22 protein-coding genes and 1 pseudogene are annotated in these 17,073 nt (G+C 73.3%); 19 read left to right on the forward strand and 4 right to left on the reverse strand.

From position 1 onward, the window contains the following. A pseudogene (locus ACGF5U_RS10650) lies at positions 1 to 547 on the reverse strand (hypothetical protein); the annotation flags it as partial. A 197-nt stretch (positions 548 to 744) separates the two neighbouring features. Then, entirely contained in the window at positions 745 to 1,191 is a 447-nt protein-coding gene (locus ACGF5U_RS10655) for a helix-turn-helix domain-containing protein (RefSeq protein ID WP_392715918.1), read from the reverse strand. A gap of 216 nt (positions 1,192 to 1,407) precedes the next feature. Here ACGF5U_RS10655 and ACGF5U_RS10660 point away from each other — a divergent pair, with 216 nt between their 5' ends. From ACGF5U_RS10660 to ACGF5U_RS10670, 3 genes are read left to right on the forward strand one after another with little or no spacing between them, the layout of a single operon-like run. Next, positions 1,408 to 1,827 (forward strand): WhiB family transcriptional regulator, encoded by a 420-nt coding sequence (locus ACGF5U_RS10660; RefSeq protein WP_392715920.1) that lies wholly within the window; start codon positions 1,408 to 1,410, stop codon positions 1,825 to 1,827. Beyond that, entirely contained in the window at positions 1,824 to 2,531 is a 708-nt protein-coding gene (locus ACGF5U_RS10665; protein WP_392715922.1) for a hypothetical protein, read from the forward strand. Before ACGF5U_RS10660 ends, ACGF5U_RS10665 begins: the two co-directional genes overlap by 4 nt. After that, positions 2,528 to 2,731, forward strand: coding sequence for a hypothetical protein (locus tag ACGF5U_RS10670; protein ID WP_392715924.1), 204 nt, complete (start codon positions 2,528 to 2,530; stop codon positions 2,729 to 2,731). Before ACGF5U_RS10665 ends, ACGF5U_RS10670 begins: the two co-directional genes overlap by 4 nt. 172 nt (positions 2,732 to 2,903) lie before the next feature. Here the strand turns inward: ACGF5U_RS10670 and ACGF5U_RS10675 are convergent, their stop codons facing one another. Beyond that, a complete protein-coding gene (locus tag ACGF5U_RS10675; protein ID WP_392715926.1) occupies positions 2,904 to 3,218 on the reverse strand; it encodes a hypothetical protein in 315 nt (104 codons plus the stop codon). A 235-nt stretch (positions 3,219 to 3,453) separates the two neighbouring features. Here ACGF5U_RS10675 and ACGF5U_RS10680 point away from each other — a divergent pair, with 235 nt between their 5' ends. From ACGF5U_RS10680 to ACGF5U_RS10695, 4 genes are all read left to right on the forward strand, one after another. After that, positions 3,454 to 3,861 (forward strand): hypothetical protein, encoded by a 408-nt coding sequence (locus tag ACGF5U_RS10680; RefSeq protein ID WP_392715928.1) that lies wholly within the window; start codon positions 3,454 to 3,456, stop codon positions 3,859 to 3,861. A 193-nt stretch (positions 3,862 to 4,054) separates the two neighbouring features. Continuing rightward, positions 4,055 to 4,666 carry a phage tail protein gene (locus tag ACGF5U_RS10685; RefSeq protein WP_392715930.1) on the forward strand — a complete coding sequence of 204 codons (612 nt, stop codon included), beginning with the start codon at positions 4,055 to 4,057 and terminating at the stop codon, positions 4,664 to 4,666. 99 nt (positions 4,667 to 4,765) lie between these two features. Further along, positions 4,766 to 5,056 carry a hypothetical protein gene (locus tag ACGF5U_RS10690; RefSeq protein ID WP_392715932.1) on the forward strand — a complete coding sequence of 97 codons (291 nt, stop codon included), beginning with the start codon at positions 4,766 to 4,768 and terminating at the stop codon, positions 5,054 to 5,056. Between the two features lie 65 nt (positions 5,057 to 5,121). Continuing rightward, a complete protein-coding gene (locus ACGF5U_RS10695; RefSeq protein WP_392716247.1) occupies positions 5,122 to 5,499 on the forward strand; it encodes a hypothetical protein in 378 nt (125 codons plus the stop codon). A 34-nt stretch (positions 5,500 to 5,533) separates the two neighbouring features. Here the strand turns inward: ACGF5U_RS10695 and ACGF5U_RS10700 are convergent, their stop codons facing one another. Further along, on the reverse strand, positions 5,534 to 5,944 hold the full coding sequence (locus tag ACGF5U_RS10700; protein WP_392715934.1) for a DUF3592 domain-containing protein: 411 nt from the start codon (positions 5,942 to 5,944) through the stop codon (positions 5,534 to 5,536). Positions 5,945 to 5,984: 40 nt separating this feature from the next. Here ACGF5U_RS10700 and ACGF5U_RS10705 point away from each other — a divergent pair, with 40 nt between their 5' ends. From ACGF5U_RS10705 to ACGF5U_RS10760, 12 genes are all read left to right on the forward strand, one after another. Further along, positions 5,985 to 6,593, forward strand: a complete 609-nt coding sequence (locus ACGF5U_RS10705; protein ID WP_392715936.1) for a hypothetical protein — start codon at positions 5,985 to 5,987, stop codon at positions 6,591 to 6,593. A gap of 27 nt (positions 6,594 to 6,620) precedes the next feature. Then, positions 6,621 to 7,823, forward strand: a complete 1,203-nt coding sequence (locus ACGF5U_RS10710; RefSeq protein ID WP_392715938.1) for a phage tail protein — start codon at positions 6,621 to 6,623, stop codon at positions 7,821 to 7,823. Beyond that, positions 7,820 to 9,103, forward strand: coding sequence for a tape-measure protein (locus ACGF5U_RS10715; protein WP_392715940.1), 1,284 nt, complete (start codon positions 7,820 to 7,822; stop codon positions 9,101 to 9,103). The genes ACGF5U_RS10710 and ACGF5U_RS10715 overlap by 4 nt, the downstream gene beginning before the upstream one ends. A 62-nt stretch (positions 9,104 to 9,165) precedes the next feature. After that, on the forward strand, positions 9,166 to 10,101 hold the full coding sequence (locus ACGF5U_RS10720; RefSeq protein WP_392715942.1) for a phage distal tail protein: 936 nt from the start codon (positions 9,166 to 9,168) through the stop codon (positions 10,099 to 10,101). A 102-nt stretch (positions 10,102 to 10,203) separates the two neighbouring features. Next, a complete protein-coding gene (locus tag ACGF5U_RS10725; protein WP_392715944.1) occupies positions 10,204 to 11,403 on the forward strand; it encodes a hypothetical protein in 1,200 nt (399 codons plus the stop codon). Between the two features lie 10 nt (positions 11,404 to 11,413). Continuing rightward, the gene (locus ACGF5U_RS10730; protein WP_392715946.1) at positions 11,414 to 12,520 is read left to right on the forward strand and encodes a hypothetical protein; all 1,107 of its coding nucleotides are present in this window, start codon (positions 11,414 to 11,416) and stop codon (positions 12,518 to 12,520) included. Between the two features lie 3 nt (positions 12,521 to 12,523). Continuing rightward, on the forward strand, positions 12,524 to 13,240 hold the full coding sequence (locus ACGF5U_RS10735; RefSeq protein WP_392715948.1) for a hypothetical protein: 717 nt from the start codon (positions 12,524 to 12,526) through the stop codon (positions 13,238 to 13,240). 299 nt (positions 13,241 to 13,539) lie between these two features. Then, positions 13,540 to 14,994, forward strand: coding sequence for a phage tail protein (locus ACGF5U_RS10740; protein WP_392715950.1), 1,455 nt, complete (start codon positions 13,540 to 13,542; stop codon positions 14,992 to 14,994). A 106-nt stretch (positions 14,995 to 15,100) separates the two neighbouring features. Beyond that, positions 15,101 to 16,054 (forward strand): peptidoglycan-binding protein, encoded by a 954-nt coding sequence (locus ACGF5U_RS10745; protein WP_392715952.1) that lies wholly within the window; start codon positions 15,101 to 15,103, stop codon positions 16,052 to 16,054. Between the two features lie 74 nt (positions 16,055 to 16,128). Then, on the forward strand, positions 16,129 to 16,365 hold the full coding sequence (locus tag ACGF5U_RS10750; RefSeq protein ID WP_392715955.1) for a hypothetical protein: 237 nt from the start codon (positions 16,129 to 16,131) through the stop codon (positions 16,363 to 16,365). After that, entirely contained in the window at positions 16,352 to 16,615 is a 264-nt protein-coding gene (locus tag ACGF5U_RS10755; RefSeq protein WP_392715957.1) for a hypothetical protein, read from the forward strand. Before ACGF5U_RS10750 ends, ACGF5U_RS10755 begins: the two co-directional genes overlap by 14 nt. Positions 16,616 to 16,757: 142 nt before the next feature. Continuing rightward, positions 16,758 to 17,024, forward strand: coding sequence for a hypothetical protein (locus tag ACGF5U_RS10760; RefSeq protein WP_392715959.1), 267 nt, complete (start codon positions 16,758 to 16,760; stop codon positions 17,022 to 17,024). The last annotated feature ends 49 nt before the right edge of the window (positions 17,025 to 17,073 follow it).

Genomic DNA, 17,073 nt, shown 5'->3' on the forward strand with positions numbered 1-17,073 from the left:
TCTGGTCGGTCTGGTCGGTCTGGTCGGTCTGGTCGGTCTGGTCGGTCTGGTCGGTCTGGTCGGTCTGGTCGGTCTGGTCGGGGAACGGGATCACCGCCGCCTGGCCCGGCGTCCTTCCGACCAGCCGCAGCGCGCGGACACCGGCGGCGGCCCTGGCCTCCTGGAGGGCGGTCTCATAGCGGGCGGCCGCGTCGCGCCAGCCGTCGGCGTACGCCCTGAACTCGCGTCGTTCGAGCTCTTCGCGCAGGAGCACCACGACCTGGTCCGGCGCGTGGCGTTCTAGGTACTCGCCGAGCGCGGCGAGCAGGCCGGGCAGATCCTCGGGTGCGGGCGGCGGCGGATGTCCGCCCTCGTACGGCTCGCGCGACTCGTACGGCTCGGGCGACTCGTAGGGGTCGTACGTCCCGTACGCGTCGCAGGAGTCGTACGCGTCATACGCGCCGTACGGCTGACCTGCGCGTTCACCGTCGTGCGGCGCTTCCCGGCCGTCGTCGTGTTCGCCGTCCCCTGCGCGGTCGCGTCCGACGCGCTCGTCGCGCTCGGCCATCCACGACCCTTCCTCGTCCCTGCGCCTCCCCCCGCGCGCACGGCGCCGCCGGCCGTACATGGTGGGGGTCATGGCGGCCTGGGACGGCGGGGTGGGCGCCGCCAAGGGTTCCTACAAGCGGTTCACTGTCGTGGGGGATCAGCCACAACAGCTTACTGGGGAGCCCCGGAGCGGCCCGTGGGCGGCGGCCGGGCCGGTCAGTCCGAGGCGAGCGGCGTACGTTCACCCGAACGGACCGAGGTGTCGGGCAGGAACTGACCCGCGACGCGAATGAACATCTCCCGCTGCTCGGCGGGGACACCGAGGCCGGCTGCGGCCTCCTCCAGAGTCAGCCGCCGCGTCCCGGCGGGCGCACGACCGCCGTCGGCCGGGGTCGGGAGCGGGAGGTCCTCCTCGGTGAGGCGGCCGGAGCGGATGAGCATCTCGCGCACCGGGACCTGGAGGACATGGGCGAGCCGCCGGGTGGTCTCCAGGTCGGGCATGCTCTGCCGCTGGAGGAGCCGGGTGATCGCGGCGCGATGCACACCGGCCTCGTCGGCGAGCCGTGACTTGCCGCCACCGCGCGGACTGTCGATGTCGAAGCCGCGCCGGCGGATCAGCTCTTCGATCCAGGCCGCGAACTGCTCCAGATCGCTGGTCGTCATGGTGGTCGCCTCCCTCCGAAGCGGCATCAGGATATCGCGCTTGCGCGCAAGGAATTACCGGTTCCGGCGGCTGAATGTGTGGGTTGTGTAGTCGAAATCCGTACGGATGGGCCGGGGACGGGCGGGATTCGCTGTTGCGCGCACACCCGCAACATCTTAGTGTGCGAGCTCGCAACTAACTCTGTTCCGACGGGCCGAGGAGTCTGGAGTACCGCCATGCCCAGTGCCACCGCCAGGCGCAGCGCCGCCGCCCTGCCCAGTGCCGCCGCCACACCACCGAACGCCACCTCGCCCGTCCGCCGGCCGCCTGCCCCTCGACCGCCTGCCCCTCGGCCGCCCGCCTCCCGCCCGGCCGCCGACGCCGGCCACGACGCGGCCGCCGACTGGCGCGCGGCCGCGGCCTGTGCCGGGCTTCCGCCCCACGTGGTGTTCTCGCGCCGCCCCGCCGTCGCGGCCCCCGCCCTGCGGGCCTGCGCGCGCTGCCCGGTTCGGCGCCGCTGCGAGGAGACGGTCGCGCCCGCGGAGAGCTGGTTCGACGGCGTCAGCGCGGGCCGGCTCTGGCGCAACGGCCGCCCGGTCACCCCGAGAAGGCCCCGCACGACAGCCCGCCGCCAGGGGAGGAAGGAACGTTCATGACCGCCCAGGACCCCGCCCACGACGCCGCCCTCTGGATCGAGACCCTGCTCCGCCAGTTCCCCGAACTGCTCACCGAGCTCGCCCCGGCCCACCGCTCCCCCTCCGCCCCGTCGGCGCACCGCCAGGGCGGCGGCAGCGGCGGGGCACGCGCCGTACGAACCGCGCCACTCCGCCTGCACGTCTCCGACGCCGTCCGGGACATCACCGACGGGGTGGTCGAGCTGGACGAGGCCGTCCATGACCGGCTGCGACTCCCCCGGCCGCGCCGCGCCGACGTGCCGCGGCGGCTGCTGCGCATCGTCGGGCTCATCGACCGCGCCGCCGACGACACGGTGCTCGCCGCGCACATCCGGGACGAGGCCCGCCGCATGGCGCGGCGCTGCGCACGGGCACTGGGCGAGGCCGAGCCGGTGGTGCGGGTGCGCGGCCGGTGCCCCTGGTGCGACTCGGTGTCGCTGCGGGCGTTCCCCGCCAGGCGGGCGGTGCTCTGCGTCAACCCGGCCTGCCGCTGCGACGACGAACGGTGCGACTGCCGTACGGATCCGGCGCACCGGCACATGTGGCCGGACGGCGAGTGGGAGCGGCTCGCGGCGGCGGCGGGCGGCGACGCGGCGGAGTTCGCGGCGGCGGCCGACGCCCTCGGCCCCGACTCCCCGGACGCCGAATACCTGGACGCCGACTCCCCGGACGAGGAGCGCCGATGACACTGATCACCGGGGCGCTGGCGGCCCGCGAGGTGGATGTCGCACCGGCGACCATTCGCAAGTGGGTGCAGCTGGGCCATCTCACGGCGGCCGGGAACCAGGGCCGTACGCGGTTGTTCCGGCTGGAGGACGTCTTCGCGGCGGAGCGCGCGACCCGCAGGAGGCCGTGCAGCCGAACCGCGCGGGAGGACCGCTCCTAGACGGAGTACCGAACACACGACCCCACGACCCGTACACCCGGACCGAAGATCGGACACCGCACGCCGTGTGCGGACAGGCGCACGACACGGCACACGACACGGCACACGACAAGAAGGGGCTGCCCATCCGGGCGGCCCCTTTCGTCATGCCGTCACACCGCCGCGCCCCGCGTCACCCGTGCCCCTCGGGCTCGCCCGCCCCGTCCCCGTCTCCAGCCCCGTCCCCGTCCCCCCGGTCCGGCATGCGGAAGACCCGCGCCCCGTCCGGCCTCCCCCCGGCGGCGAGGGCGGTGACGGCCTCGCGCCAGCCGCTGCTGAAGCCCCTGGTCTCCACGTCGATGGCGATACGCGCGCCGACCTTGCCGACGACCGCCGTGAGTGTCCTGGCCAGATCGGCGGAGTACGTACCGGACTCCCCCGCCTCCGCTGCCACTTCCACCACGGCGGCCACCACGTCCGCCAGCCGCTCCTGGGCGCTGATCACCATCGTGCTCCCGTCCTCGGTTCCCCGCTCACGCCACCTTCTCGAATACATGTTCGATAGTCAGAGACTAACGCACCCGCCCGACGACACAGCGTGAATTGCGAGCGCGAGCAAGTTAGTTGCGCGCCCGCACATCATCGATCACAATGGAGGCAGCGGCGGAGCTGTGCCCACCTCCCTCCGGGGGACAGCTCCGCCGTCGCCTTTTCCGGTGAGACCACAGGAGTGATGCCCCGTCATGAGCTCTCCTCCGAGCACCTTCCCCGATGTGGAGGCCATCGTCGTGGACCTCCTCTCCGACCGCGCGGAACTGGCGGACGCGATCGTGGACGAGACACCGCCGCCCGGCTTCGACGGCACGGCCAAGGCCGTGATCGTCTCCCGGCGCGGCGGCGCCTGGATCGACGATCTGCACCTCGACCAGCCGCTGATCGAGCTGGAGTGCTACGGCCCCGACAAGCCGACCGCGCACCTGCTGGCCAACATCGCCCGCGCCGAACTGCTGGCGGCCACCGGGGCGGTCTACGGGCCGACCACGATCACCGACGTCAGCGAGGCCGACGGACCGCGCTGGCTGCCCGACTACGTCTACACCGCGGCCAACCGCTACCTCTGCGTGCTGCGCCTCTCCCTGCGTACGGACTGACCCGGCCCCGCCCCGGCGGAGCGGATGTCCTACGCCCCACAGACAAGGCCCTGCCACTCGGCGGGGCCTTTGCCGTACCCGTCCAGGCACCGCACCGATCCCTGTCCCAGGCCGATCCCAGGCCGATCCAGCCCGATCCAGCCCGATCCAGCCCGATCCCAGACCCATCCAGCCCTATCCCAAGGAGCCCTTCATGGCAGGCAACAACTCGTCCGAGATCCGCGTCGCCGGTACCGGCCGCGTCCTCGTCGCCGACATCAACGCCCCGATCCCGAACACCTTCTCCAGCAACCCGGCCACCGACTGGGGCACCGGCTGGACGGACCTCGGGTACACGTCCACCGACGGCGTCACCTTCTCCAAGAAGGACAAGCTGGACCCGGTGGAGACCTGGCAGTCGATCAGCCCGGCCCGGTTCGTGTACGCGGACCGCGACCTGACGCTGAAGTTCTCGATGCTCCAGTTCAACGAGGACACGCTGCCGTTCTTCCTGGGCGGCGACAAGTCGGGCTTCCGCAGCGCGGGCACGGGCGTCTACGAGTTCGACGTCCCGGACGGCCCGAGCTTCGACGAGCGGGCCCTGGGCCTGGAGTTCACCGACGGCTCCGAGGTCACGTACCGGTTCGTCATCCCGCGCGGCCAGGTGACGGCCACCGAGGACATCAAGCTCGCCCGCAAGGCGGCCGCGATGCTCGGCGTCACCTTCACCGCGCTGTCGCCGGGTGACAACAAGGCGCTGGCCACCTTCGTGATGCGGGACACCGCGTACGACGGTGCCATCCCGCCGGCCACCCCGGCCGCGTAACACCGTGCGGGGGCGGGGCCGGCCCCCCCCGGCCCCGCCCCCGCCCCCGCACACGCCTCCCGCACACGCCCCTCACCCACGTACGAACGGAGAAGACGCATGGCCACATTCGATGTGAACGCCGCCCGCGCCCAGCGCATGGAGGCACTCGGCCGCACCTGGTCCTTCGCCCTGGACGGCGACACCTTCGAGCTGCCGACCGAACTGACCCGCGCGACCGCCAAGGCGCTGCGCGACCTGGACGACAACGACGTGGACGGGCTGCTCAGGCTGCTCATGGGCGAGCGGCAGTTCGCCGGCTTCGAGCGGCACGACGTCACGATGCAGGACATCGCCGCGATCCTGGAGGCGTACGGCAAGGAGACCGGGCTCGGCCTGGGGGAAGGCTGAGCCTCGACGCGTTCGTCGACGAACACGCCGAGGCTCTGGAAGCCGACCTGTTGCGGCACTACGGCGTGGACCTGCTCGACTGGCACCGCGGCCGGCTCTCCTCCCGCCGGCTCGCGGTGCTGATCAAGCACATGCCACGGGACAGCGCGATCAACCGCGAGGTGACCGGTGAGGGCGCGGACTGGAGCGTCTCGGAGTACCTCCTGGCCGCCGCGGTGGACCACCTGGCGGCCGCCAACTGGATGTTCGCCACGGTGAACAGCGACGACGACCCCCCGGACCCCCCGGACCCGGTCCCCCGGCCCGGCGACCCCGAGGCGGAGGAAGCGGGGGACGTCGAGGAGGCGGGGGTGACGGCGGGGGCTACGGCGGGGGCGACGGCGGGTGCACCGGCTGCCGGAGACGGCCCGAGCCGTACCGAACTCATCCGCTTCTTCGCCTGAGCGACCCACCCCGGCCGGCCGTCTCCGGCTCGTCTCAGCCGATTCCGGACGCGGCATAAGCGATCACCGCGAGCAGCGAGGCGGCCGCGACACCGCCCCACACATGGTGGCGAATCCGTGCCGCATCGATCGGCACCAGGTCGGCATTATCCGGGTCCTTCGCGTCGTGGACGATATCCACGCGGTCGCCGACCGCGAATGACGTGCTTTTCTCCACGGGGCCCACGAGTCGGCGGGCGACACCGTCGCCGACGTCATATCGGAAAACCGCGCACACCCCGCCCCGAGGATGGACATGGCCGACACATTCGGCCTCGGCCGGCCTGCCGTCACGCCGGAGCGTGCGCAGCTTCAGCGCCTTCCCGAAGCTGAACCGCCAGTAGGCCGCACCGGCCGCCGCCATCACCGCGTACACGAACAGCTGCACGATCAGAGTCGCCGACATGCGGTGATCCTAGCAACCGCCCGAATACCAAGGGAGCGCCATGACCGAATTCGTCACCGACGCAGATCTGACGGCCCGGCTCGCACAATTCAAGAAGGATCTGGAGAAGGAAGCAGAAACCGCGGCGAAGGAATCCAAGGATTCCTTCGAGACCTATATGAACGACCGGCTGGGAGCGGATGTCGCCGCTGCGGACCAAGCGGTGTACGCGAGCAACCAGATCATCAAGTGGGACCCCAGCATGCTCTCCATATCCCCGGAGATGATCACCTGGGACGCCCGTGGCCTCCACTTCATGGGCGTGGAGATCTTCCGGAACCCCTGGGTCAACGCGATCGAGCGCGACGGCGGTTACGAGACCCGGCGCGAGGAGCGCGAGGGGTCCGCCGTGACCCGGCTCGCCGACCGCGTCGGCGAGCAGGACGCCCGTATCCGGACCCTCGCGGAAGGCCAGCGCGCCCTGGCCGGCCGTGCCGCGTCCCAGGTCGAACCGGAACGGCAGAGGCAGGAGCGGCGCCGCCAGACGAGCCGGTTGACCGGACGGCCGACGGACGCGAGCCGAAGGGCCGCCGAGCTCCGGGGACTGGAGCAGTCGCTGCGACGCGTCGAGGAGAGGGCCGACGGCGTCGCGCGCGCCTTCGCCGGGTGACGGGACGACACGAGAGAGGAGCACGACATGTCACTCGCCTCAGCGGCGGGGCGCGCCGCCGGTTCGCTGCAACGCTTCAAGACCCAGGCGGACGCCGCCGCGAGAGCCGCGCAGAGCGTCGGGCGCGCCGCCGGTTCCACGGACGGCGGCCTGAAGCGGCTGCGCACGTCCGCCCAGGGCTCCGCCCGTGAGCTGCAGAACCTTCAGCGGGGCGCCGACAAGGCCGAGCGTTCCATGGCCAAGGCCGGGCGGACCGCGCAGAAGAGCGGGACGCAGGTCGGGAGGTTCAAGTCCGGCGCCGACAAGGCGTCCAAGGGCATGAAGGGCCTGAACACGTCGATGAAGGGCAACATCATCGGCACCCTGCTCTCCCTTCTCGCCCCGCTCATCGAGAAGGTCGTCGAGATGGCCACCCGCTCGAAGACCATGCAGAAGGTCCTCAAGAAGGCGTTCGGTGCGATCAAGACGGTCATCAGCTCCGTCATGAAGGTCATCGGGCCGATCATGAAGAAGGCCGGCACGCTCATCAAGTCGGTCTGGAACGGCGTCAAGAAGGCCGTCACGGTCGTCGTCAAGGCCGTGGCCAAGGTCATCACGACCTACGTCAACCTCTGGAAGAAGATCATCACGACGGTGATGAACGCCGTCAAGAAGGTCGTGTCCAGCGTCTGGAACGGCATCAAGGCCGTCATCACCCCGGTCGTCAACTGGATCAGGAACGTCGTCCCGCAGGCGTTCAGCAAGGTCAAGGAGAAGCTGTCCAGCATCTGGGGCGGCCTCAAGGACATCGCGGGGAAGGCGTTCGACAAGATCAAGGGTGCCGTGAAGGGGCCCATCAACGCCGTCATCGGCCTCATCAACTCCGCCATCGGCAAGCTCAACGGCATCAAGGTCACGATCCCCGGCTGGGTGCCGCTCCTCGGCGGCAAGACCTTCGGGGTCAGCCTGCCGACCATTCCGAAGCTCGCGCAGGGCGGTGTCGTCCAGCCGCGCAACGGCGGCGTCCACGCCATCGTCGCCGAGGCCGGCGAGGCGGAGGCCGTGCTGCCGCTGTCCAAGCTCGACCGGCTGCTGCGGCACACCGCCCGGCGCGGGCGGGCTCGGGGACCGCTCGGGGGCGGGGCGGGCGGCATGGCCGCGTTCCGGATCGAGAACTACTACGAGGCGTCCACCGGTGACCTCCAGGAGACCGCCTCCGCCCTGCTGTTCCTGTCCAAGGCCCGCGGATGAGCGCCGCGGCCGCACCGGCGTACCTGGACCCGCTCGCGGGGGTCGCCGGGGCGCTGAACGGTTTCCGCGCCCGCCTCGGCGCGGCCGCCGGTTCCCTCCAGGGCATCCGGCGGGCCGTCGGGGGCGCCGGCTCGGCGGTCGGCCGGCTCGGGGGCGGCGCCGCGTCGGCCGGTACGGCGCTGCGGCAGGTCAAGGCCAGGGCCGAGGGCGCGGGGCAGTCCCTCACCAAGGCGGGCCGCACCGCCGGCCGTACCGCGACGCAGGTGCGGAGCGGCGGCGGCAAGGGGCGCGGGGCGGCCGGGCCCCTGGCGTCCATCGCGTCCGAAGGGGCCTCGGTCGGCGCCCTGGCCGGGGTGCTCGGCAAGGGCTCGGGCACCGTGTCCAGGCTGATGGGCTTCTTCGGCGGGGCGCTGACCGTCGCGGCCGGTGCGATGACCGCCGTGAACGTGGCCATGCGCGCCAACCCGCTCGGGTTCGTCATCGGGCTGGTCGCCCCACTGGCCGGGCTGCTGATCGACTACGCGCTGAACTCCGAGACCGGCCGGAAGATCGTCAAGCAGGTGTTCGACCAGGTCCTGAAGGTGTTCCGGGGGATCTGGACGTTCATCGGACCGGTCGTGCGGGGGTACCTGACGGTGATCTCGCTCTACTTCACCGCCGTACGGGCCATCATCACGGGCGTCCTGAAGGTCGTCGGCGCGGTCGTGTCGAGGGGGTTCGACGGGGCCCGCGCCACCGTCACGACGGCCACCCGGGCCGTCACGGGGCTCATCCGCCGGGCCTGGAACGGCGTCAAGGCCGTGGTGAAGCCCGTCCTCACCTGGATCACCACCACGATCCCCGACATGTTCCAGCGGGTGAAGGACGCCATGTCCCGCACGCTGCACGCCATCGGCGACTTCGTCTCCACCGGGCTCCAGGCCGTGACGGGGGCCATCACCGGCGCCGTCAACGGCCTGATCGCCTTCGCCAACCGGCTGATCGACGGCCTGAACAGCCTCAGCTTCAGCTTCCTGGGCAAGGAGTTCGGCGTCGACCTGCCCAAGATCCCGCAGCTCGCCGACGGCGGCCTGGTCCGGCCGGCCACGGGCGGCGCCACCGGGGCCGTACAGCCGCTGTCCGCGCTGGAGCGGCTGCGCCCGGCCGAGCGCGGCCACACCCCGTCGTACGGGGCGGTCTCCGCCGACCGGGGTCGGCTCGGCAGCTACCGCGAACCCGAGGGCCGCAGCGCCCTGGCCGTCGCCGAGGACCTGCTGTTCCTGCACCGGACGGCGGCGTGAGCGGCCGGACCGCCAAGAGCTCCATGAACTCCCCGTACCGGAAAGTGAGGTGACGGCCCGCCATGGCCGACATCACGGAAACCTACAAGGACACGACGGCACCCGGCTCACTGATCACCCGCGACGGGCAGATCCAGTGGGCCGGACTGCTGATGGGCCCGGGAACGCCGTACGAGATCGACCGCACCGGCATCACCGGCTGGGACGACCTGCCGGACCTGGACACCGGTGACGTGCCCCGTCCCGACCAGCACGGCTCCTGGCCGGGCGCCCGCTGGGCCCAGCCCCGGCAGATCGCCGCGACCGTCTGGCTGCTGCCGTCGTCCGCGGCGTCGGCCCGGGAGGTCACGACGGCGTTCCGCGCGGCGACCGGCGCCGACGGCGGTGAACGCTGGCTCGCGGTCCGGCTGCACGGCGAGACCCTCGCGGTCAGGGCCCGGGTGAGCCGCCGGGTGGTCCCCCAGGACCGGTCGTTCGTGTCGCAGGGCCTGTCGAAGACGAGCCTGCAGTGGACGGCGACCGACCCGCGCCGCTACGGCGACGTGCTGCGGGAGGACCGGGCCACGCTGCCCCGCCCGGAGCCGGGCCTCGTCTGGGAGGACGAGGCCGGCATGGGTCTGAGCTGGCCGCTGGAGTGGGGTGGCGTCGGCGGCGCCGGCACCGTCACCGCCCTGAACGAGGGAGGGGCGCCCGCCCATCCGGTCATCGAGTTCCGCGGGCCGGTGCGCCGTCCGTCGCTGACCCGGCTCGGGGACGGCCGCCAGCTCCAGTACGACATCGTGCTCGGCGCCGGGGACGTCCTCCGTGTCGACACCGAGGCGGGCACCGTGCTGCTCAACGACACCGCGTCCCGTCTCTACACCGCCACGCCCGCGTCCGCGCCCGAGCAGCTGTTCCAGCTGGAGCCGGGCGGCACGGCCCTGGCGTTCCGTTCCGACGACACGACCCCGGACCCGCGCGCCTCGGCCACGGTCCGCTGGCGCGACGCCCACTGGTGACGGGCCCCGCCGGTGACCGACGCCCACCGGTGACCGGCGACCACGCGCGCCCCCAGCTCTCCCGCTTCCCCCCTCTCCGCCATCCCGTTCCAGGAGGACAACATGCCCGTGCGCAGCGCATGGCTGATCAACCGCACCGACACCACGACCGGCCAGTCCAGGACCGACACCCGGCTCGCGCCCACCGGAACCATGGCCCCGGCGGGCCCGCTGACCAGCGCGAGCGGCGTCGTCCCCGGGTCCAAGGACGGCAAGTACCTGATGGACGGCCTGTACGTGTTCGGCGACGCCGCCGGGATGACCGCGTCGGTCGCCCCCGGCCGCGCCGTCATCCAGAGCTACGGCCCGGCCGGGGCGTACCCGGTCGTCCTCACCGACTACGAGCCGATCACGTTCGACGACGGTGACGCGAGCAACCCGCGCATCGACCTGGTGGTGCTGCGCGTGTACGACACGCAGTACGACGCCAGCGGCCGTACCGAGGCCGTACTGGAGATCGTCAAGGGCACCCCGGCCGGTACGCCGGAGGTGCCGGCCACCCCGGACGCGGCGCTGCCGCTCGCCCGGGTCACCGTTCCGGCGGGCGCGTCGGTCGGCACCGGCGGCCTCGACTGGAGCAGCGCGGTGTACGACCTGCGCAACAGCACCGTCGCGGTCGGCGGCATCCTCGCCGAGTCCTGGAACCGTGGGGTGCCGGGCGGCTACGCGGGCCAGTACCGCGACACCGGCGGGCGGCTCCAGCGCTGGGACGGCACCGCCTGGGCGTCCTACCCCCGCCAGATCGGCGGCATCGCCCCGCAGGGCGCGCTGGCCGCCGGCGAGTACGTCGGCCAGTACCGGGACGAGGGCGGACGCCTCCAGCGCTGGGACGGCACGGTGTGGCGGCCGATCGTGCCGACCACCGGCTGGGACTACAACAACGACGGCGGCTACGTGAAGTCCACCGGCTACGTGGAGAACCTCACGGACACCGGCCGGCCCTCCATCGCGGCGAACTTCACCACCCCGGTCTCCGGCGCGATCATGGTGACGCTGGGCTTCCAGGGCCGGGCCGGGGCCGACAACCGGTGGGTGCGGATGTCCGCCAACATCCGGCTCGCCGGTGCCCTGGTGCTCGCGGCCGACGAGGTGAGGGCCGCCATCGTCAACGGGGGCGTGGTGCAGTCCGCTTCGGCGATGTTCCGCGTCACCGGGCTGAAGCCGCACACCCAGTACAGCGCGGTGGCGGCGTACCAGCACTCCGTCACCGACACCACCGCGTGGATCGACAACCGCTACATCCGCGTCGACCCGGTCGTCTGAGGTGGCGCCGATGAGGAGTTCCGCCACCACGCCCGTCTACCGGGCGCTCTTCTGCGACCTCCGCACCGACCAGGTGCTGGACGTCCTGCCGCTCACCGAGGCCAGGTTCGACGACTACATCGGCAAGCCGGGGTCGCTGTCCGCCACCGTCCCGCTCCCGGAGGGCCGGCTCGCCGCACGGGCGCGGGCCGCGCTGCAGCCGGGCCGCACGGCGGTGTGGCTGGAGCGGGACGGCGACATCTGGTGGGGCGGGGTGCTGTGGACCTGCACCCCGTCCGCCGACGAACAGGGCCGGATGAAGGCCCAGTTCCAGGCCGGCACGTTCGACTCGTACCTCGACCACCGCATCCTGTCCGGGGACCTGGTCGGCACCGGCACCGACCAGTTCGACATCGCCCGCGCCCTCGTCGGCCACGCCCAGGAGCAGCCGGGCGGCGACATCGGCATCAGCCTCGGCCATGAACTGTCCGGCGTGCGCCGCGCCTTCGCGTACGGCTACCCGGCGCTCGCCCGGATACGGGAGCTGCTGGACAAGCTGGCGCAGCTCGCCGACGGCTTCGAGTGGCGGATCCACTGCTACCGCGACGCGCAGGGCCGCCGCGTCAAACGGCTCCAGCTCGGCCATCCGAGGATCGAGACCGGGCACGCCGACATCGTCCTGGACCATCCGGGACCGGTGCTGACCTACAGCCTCCCCACGGACTCGACGGTGCAGGCCAACGTGTGGGTGGCGCGCGGCGAGTCCGCCAACTCCGACCAGTCGCGGGACTCCGTGCCGCTGACCGTGAGCGTCGGCTCACCGGACGACCTGGCCGCCGGCTGGCCCCGCCTGGAACGCACCTCCGACCACAGCGGCGTCACGGACGAGGCGACCCTGCGGTCCCTGGCGCTCGCCGAGCTCGCCCGGCAGCGCAGGCCCGAGGTCATCCCGGAGATCACCGTCCAGCTGGCGGACCGGATCACCCCCGCGCTGCTCGGGTCCCGCGTCCGGCTGCGGATCCACGACCTGTGGCACCCGGACGGGCTCGACACGCAGTACCGGGTCGTCGGCATGGCGGTCGATCCGCCGCAGCGCACCAAGGCCGAGACGGCCACGCTCTACCTGGAAGGGGTGTAACCCGTGGCGATCATCCCCACCGACCTGCTGGACCGGATCCGCGCGCTGGAGCGCCAGGTGAGGGAGCTGATGGGCAGCGCCAACACCAGCCCGGCGCTGAACCAGATCATGGGCGGCGAGGTCGTCATCGGCGACGGCGGCCGGCTGCGGGTGCGCACCGCGGGCGACGAGGACCTGCTGTACCTGGGCCGCGTCCAGCCCGACCGGGACGCGGCCACCCCGCAGCAGGGCCTGGTCGTGCGCCGCGACGACGGCTCCCTCGCGCTCACCGTGTGGACCGGGTCGCCGGACACGCTGCCCGTGCAGCCGGTGCAGATCCTCGACCGCAGGGGCAACGTCGTGGTCGCCGACGACGCCGCCCAGCGCGGCCTGGCCCGCCCGTACATCCCGTATCCGCTGCCCGAGCCGGTCGACCAGGCCCGCTGGGAGTCCACCGGCGCCACCACGTGGACGACGCTCTACCGGGGTCCGGGCATCGTGCAGCACCCGAGGCTGCTCTGCCGGGTCGCCGTCCAGGGCACTTCGGGCGCCGAGGTGCGGCTGCTCGTCGACGGCACGCAGGTCGGCCCGGTCGGCGGGCCGGGCGCGGGGCTCGACTTCACGGCGGCGGTGGCGTCGGCCTACAGCGCCACGGTGACCTTCGAGGTCCAGGCCAAGGTGGCCGCGGCGGGCGGCACCGTCCGCTGCCGCCCGCTGGCGCTGTACGGCGTGCAGTCCTGAGCTGTCCCACGCACGGCGGTGTACGGCGGTGTACGGCGGGTCCGCTACGGGGTGGTACGCCCGGCCGGGCCGGGCGCACCACCCCGGACGAGCCCCGTCCCCCGCCCGCCCCCGGCCCGTACGAGCCGGGCCACCGCGCCACACGAGCCACCGCCCCACGCGAGCCACGGCCACCGCGCCACACGAGCCACGGCGACCGCGACCGGCGACCGCCACCGTCAGCGGCGACCGGCCCCCGGCGCACCCGCCCCCACCCGCAACCCCCCACCCGCAGAACGCCCGAGCAAGGAGGCACCCGAGTGCTGCCCGACACCATCCCGACCGTGAGCGTCACCGCTCGCTATCTCGCGCCGGACGGCCGGCCGCTCAGCGGCACCGTCGAGTTCCGGCCCCCCGCGCTGCTCACCCACGCCGACGCCGACCTCTTCCTCGGGGGCCCCATCCGCGCGTCCCTGGACGCGGAGGGCCGCGTCAGCGTCCGGCTGCCCGCGACCGACACGCCCGGCTGGAACCCGGTGGGCTGGACGTACACCGTGACCGAACGGCTCTCCGGCGTCTTCAGGTCACGCGTCTACATGATCGCGCTGCCCGCCGCGAACCCGTCCGTCGACCTGGCCGACATCGCTCCGGCCGACCCCGACGCGCCGCGTTACGTGGCCGTACCCGGCCCGCCGGGACCCGCGGGCCCGCCAGGACCGGCGGGCCCCGCCGGTGAACCGGGCGGGGTGCGCTCGGTGAACGGCCGCACCGAGCCGGACATCGTGCTGACCGCCGCCGACGTGTCCGCCGTCCCCGCCGACCTGGCGGGCGCGCCCGGTGGGGTCGCGACCCTCGGCCCTGACGGCCTCGTCCCGGCCTCCCAGCTCCCGGCGGGCGGCGGCGCGGTCGGCTCCGTCAACGGCCGGACGGGGGACGTCGTGCTCACCGCCGCCGACCTGGGCGCCCTCACCCAGGCGTCCGGCGACGCCCGCTACCTGGCCGTCGACGGGGCGCCCGTGACCTCCGTCAACGGCCAGGCGGGCGCCGTGCGGCTGGGCGCGGCCGATGTGGCGGCGGTCCCGGCGGGCGACGCCGTGCTGCTGGCCGGGAACCAGACGGTGACGGGTACGAAGACGTTCGCCACGCCGCCCGCCACCACCGCGAACCCCGCCACCGCCGACCAGCTCGCCCGGCGCGGCTACGTCGACGCGGTGTCCGCGGCCGGCACCTGGTCCCCCGGCGCCGTCGGCTTCGCCGGGTGGGCGTTCGACCCGGCGGCCAGCTCCGCCAACTCCGTCCAGTACTGCATCAGCGGCTGGGTGTACCTGATCGGCATCCCCCTGCACACGGCCACCACCGTCAGGAACGTCGTGTTCTACGTGCCGGGCTATGTCGGCGGCACGCTGAGCGGCTCCTCGTACGCCGGTCTCTACACCGGCGCGGGCGCCCGGGTCGGGCTGACGGCCCCGCTGAACACGCTGCTCACGGCCACCGAGGGCAGGACCTTCGTGCTGCCGCTGACTGCGCCGTACACCGCGGCCGCCGGCCTGTACTGGGTCGGGCTCGTCGTCAACGGACCGAGCCCCAACTCCAACGGCCCGGCCTTCATGCGCGGCGCCAGCATGGGCGAGGCCCCCGGCGGCAGCGCGCGCATGCCGGGCGCCTTCATCCGGCACGGGCGGCTCAGCGTCACGGGCCAGACGTCGCTGCCCACGTCCTTCAACCCGTCGACGGTGATCGCGGACTCGAACGCCATCTGGGCCGCACTGGCCTGACCGCCGGCCCACCCCTCCCCCTTCCCCTTCCCTGCTCTTCCCTGCCTCCCCCTGCCCTTCCCTGCCCTTCCCTGCCCTACGCCCACGCATCACAGGAGGTCCGTCCATGGCCACCCCGCTGACCGCCGACCGGCTGCTCGCCGCGCTGCGCGCCGAAGGCGTCACCGTCGTCGAACACCCCGGCTGGCGCACCCACCACCGCAACCACACCGGCTCCTGGGGCCCGGTGAACGGCGTGATGATCCACCACACCGTCAGCACCGGCACCACCTCCTCCGTCGACCTCTGCTTCCGCGGGTACGAGGGCCTGCCCGGCCCGCTCTGCCACGGCGTCATCGCCAAGGACGGCACCGTGCACCTCGTCGGCAGCGGGCGCGCCAACCACGCGGGCGGCGGCGACCCGGCCGTCCTCGCACGGGTCGTCGCCGAGGACTACGACGAACGCCCGCCCGCCCCGCACGAGCACCAGGGCAGCGCGGGGGCCGTCGACGGCAACGCCCGCTTCTACGGCTTCGAGTGCGTCAACCTCGGCAACGGCTCCGATCCGTGGCCCGCCGCCCAGCTGGACGCCATCGAGCGGGCGTCCGCCGCGATCTGCCGCGCCCACGGCTGGTCCGCCAAGAGCGTGATCGGCCACCTGGAGTGGTCGGACTGGAAGAGCGACCCGCGCGGCTTCACCATGCCGGGCATGCGCGCCCGCATAGCCGACCGGCTCGGCGCGGCCCCGACGCGACCGGGCGCGACCCGACCGGGCGCCGGCAGTCCGGGCTCCACCGCCCCCGGCGGCACCGCGTCCAGGCCCCGCTACCAGCCGTTCCCGGGCGTGGCCTTCTTCACCGCCGCCCCCAGCTCGCCGATCGTCACCGCGATGGGACGCCGGCTCGTCGCCGAGGGCTGCTCCGCGTACCGCGTCGGGCCGGGCCCGCGCTGGTCGGAGGCGGACCGCCGCTCGTACGCCGCCTGGCAGCGCAAGCTCGGCTTCACCGGCGCCGACGCCGACGGCTGGCCCGGCCGCACCTCCTGGAACGCCCTGAAGGTCCCGTACACCGCCCCCGCCTGACCCCGCCGACCACCCCGCCCCCCCGTCCGGCACGCGGCGACCCCGCACCGGCACGCACCGAAGGAGCGAAACCCATGTCGGAAGCCGCCAAGCGCACGGCCCGCACGGTCCTGCAGTCCGCCGCCGGCCTCGCCGTCGCCCTCCCGGCGCTCGTCGACGCGGCGGGGCTCCCGGCGACCCTGCCGTGGGTCGCCGGATCCCTGGCCGTCGCGGGCGCGCTCACCCGGGTGATGGCCGTCCCCGCCGTCCAGGCCCTGCTGCCGGCCTGGCTGCGCACCGCGAGCACAGGAGCCGCCGATGACCGAACCTGACCCGAACGACCCGGTCGCGGTCGCCCTGGAGCTGGAGCGCCTGCGCGGCACCCTCGAAGCCGGGTTCGCCCGGGTCGACGGCTCGCTCGCCCTGCTGGTCCAGCGCAGCGACCAGACGGACCGGCAGCTCGCCGACCACGAGGACCGGCTCGACGCGCTGGAGCGGGCGCGCTGGCCGCTGGCCAGCATCGGCGCGCTCGCCGCTGGCATGGGCTTCCTGCTCGCCCTCTGGGAACTCACCACCCGCTGACCTCCGGCGCACCTTCGTTGCCGGACCCCGGCAGCGACCGTACGCCCGGACACCCCCCATGCGCTCCTGTCGGCCGCCGCGCGCTTCCCGGACAATACGGAGCGGCTCACCACACGCCGTTCACGACATACGGGGGTACGTCATGGCACGAGAGCGTCAGCACATCCACCACGACCTGGACGCCGTCGACGTCGACGTACGTCTCGCCGTCATCGAGTACGGCGACGTCCTCGCCGACTACGCCGGGGCCGCCACCGCCCCGGACACGCCTCGGGCGGTGACGGACGACTACGCGGTCGCCGTCGACGCGCTCGCCCTGGCCAGCCGGGTCCCCGCCGACGACGTACCCGCCGTCCTCGCCGTCGGCGTCCGGGCGCTGCGCCGCGTCCACCTGGCACTCGGCGCCTGAACGGAGGGGCGCGGAGGAACCACCGGCACGCCGAAGGGCGGTCACCCCG

The organism is Streptomyces sp. NPDC047886, assembly GCF_043204435.1.
Lineage (GTDB): Bacteria > Actinomycetota > Actinomycetes > Streptomycetales > Streptomycetaceae > Streptomyces.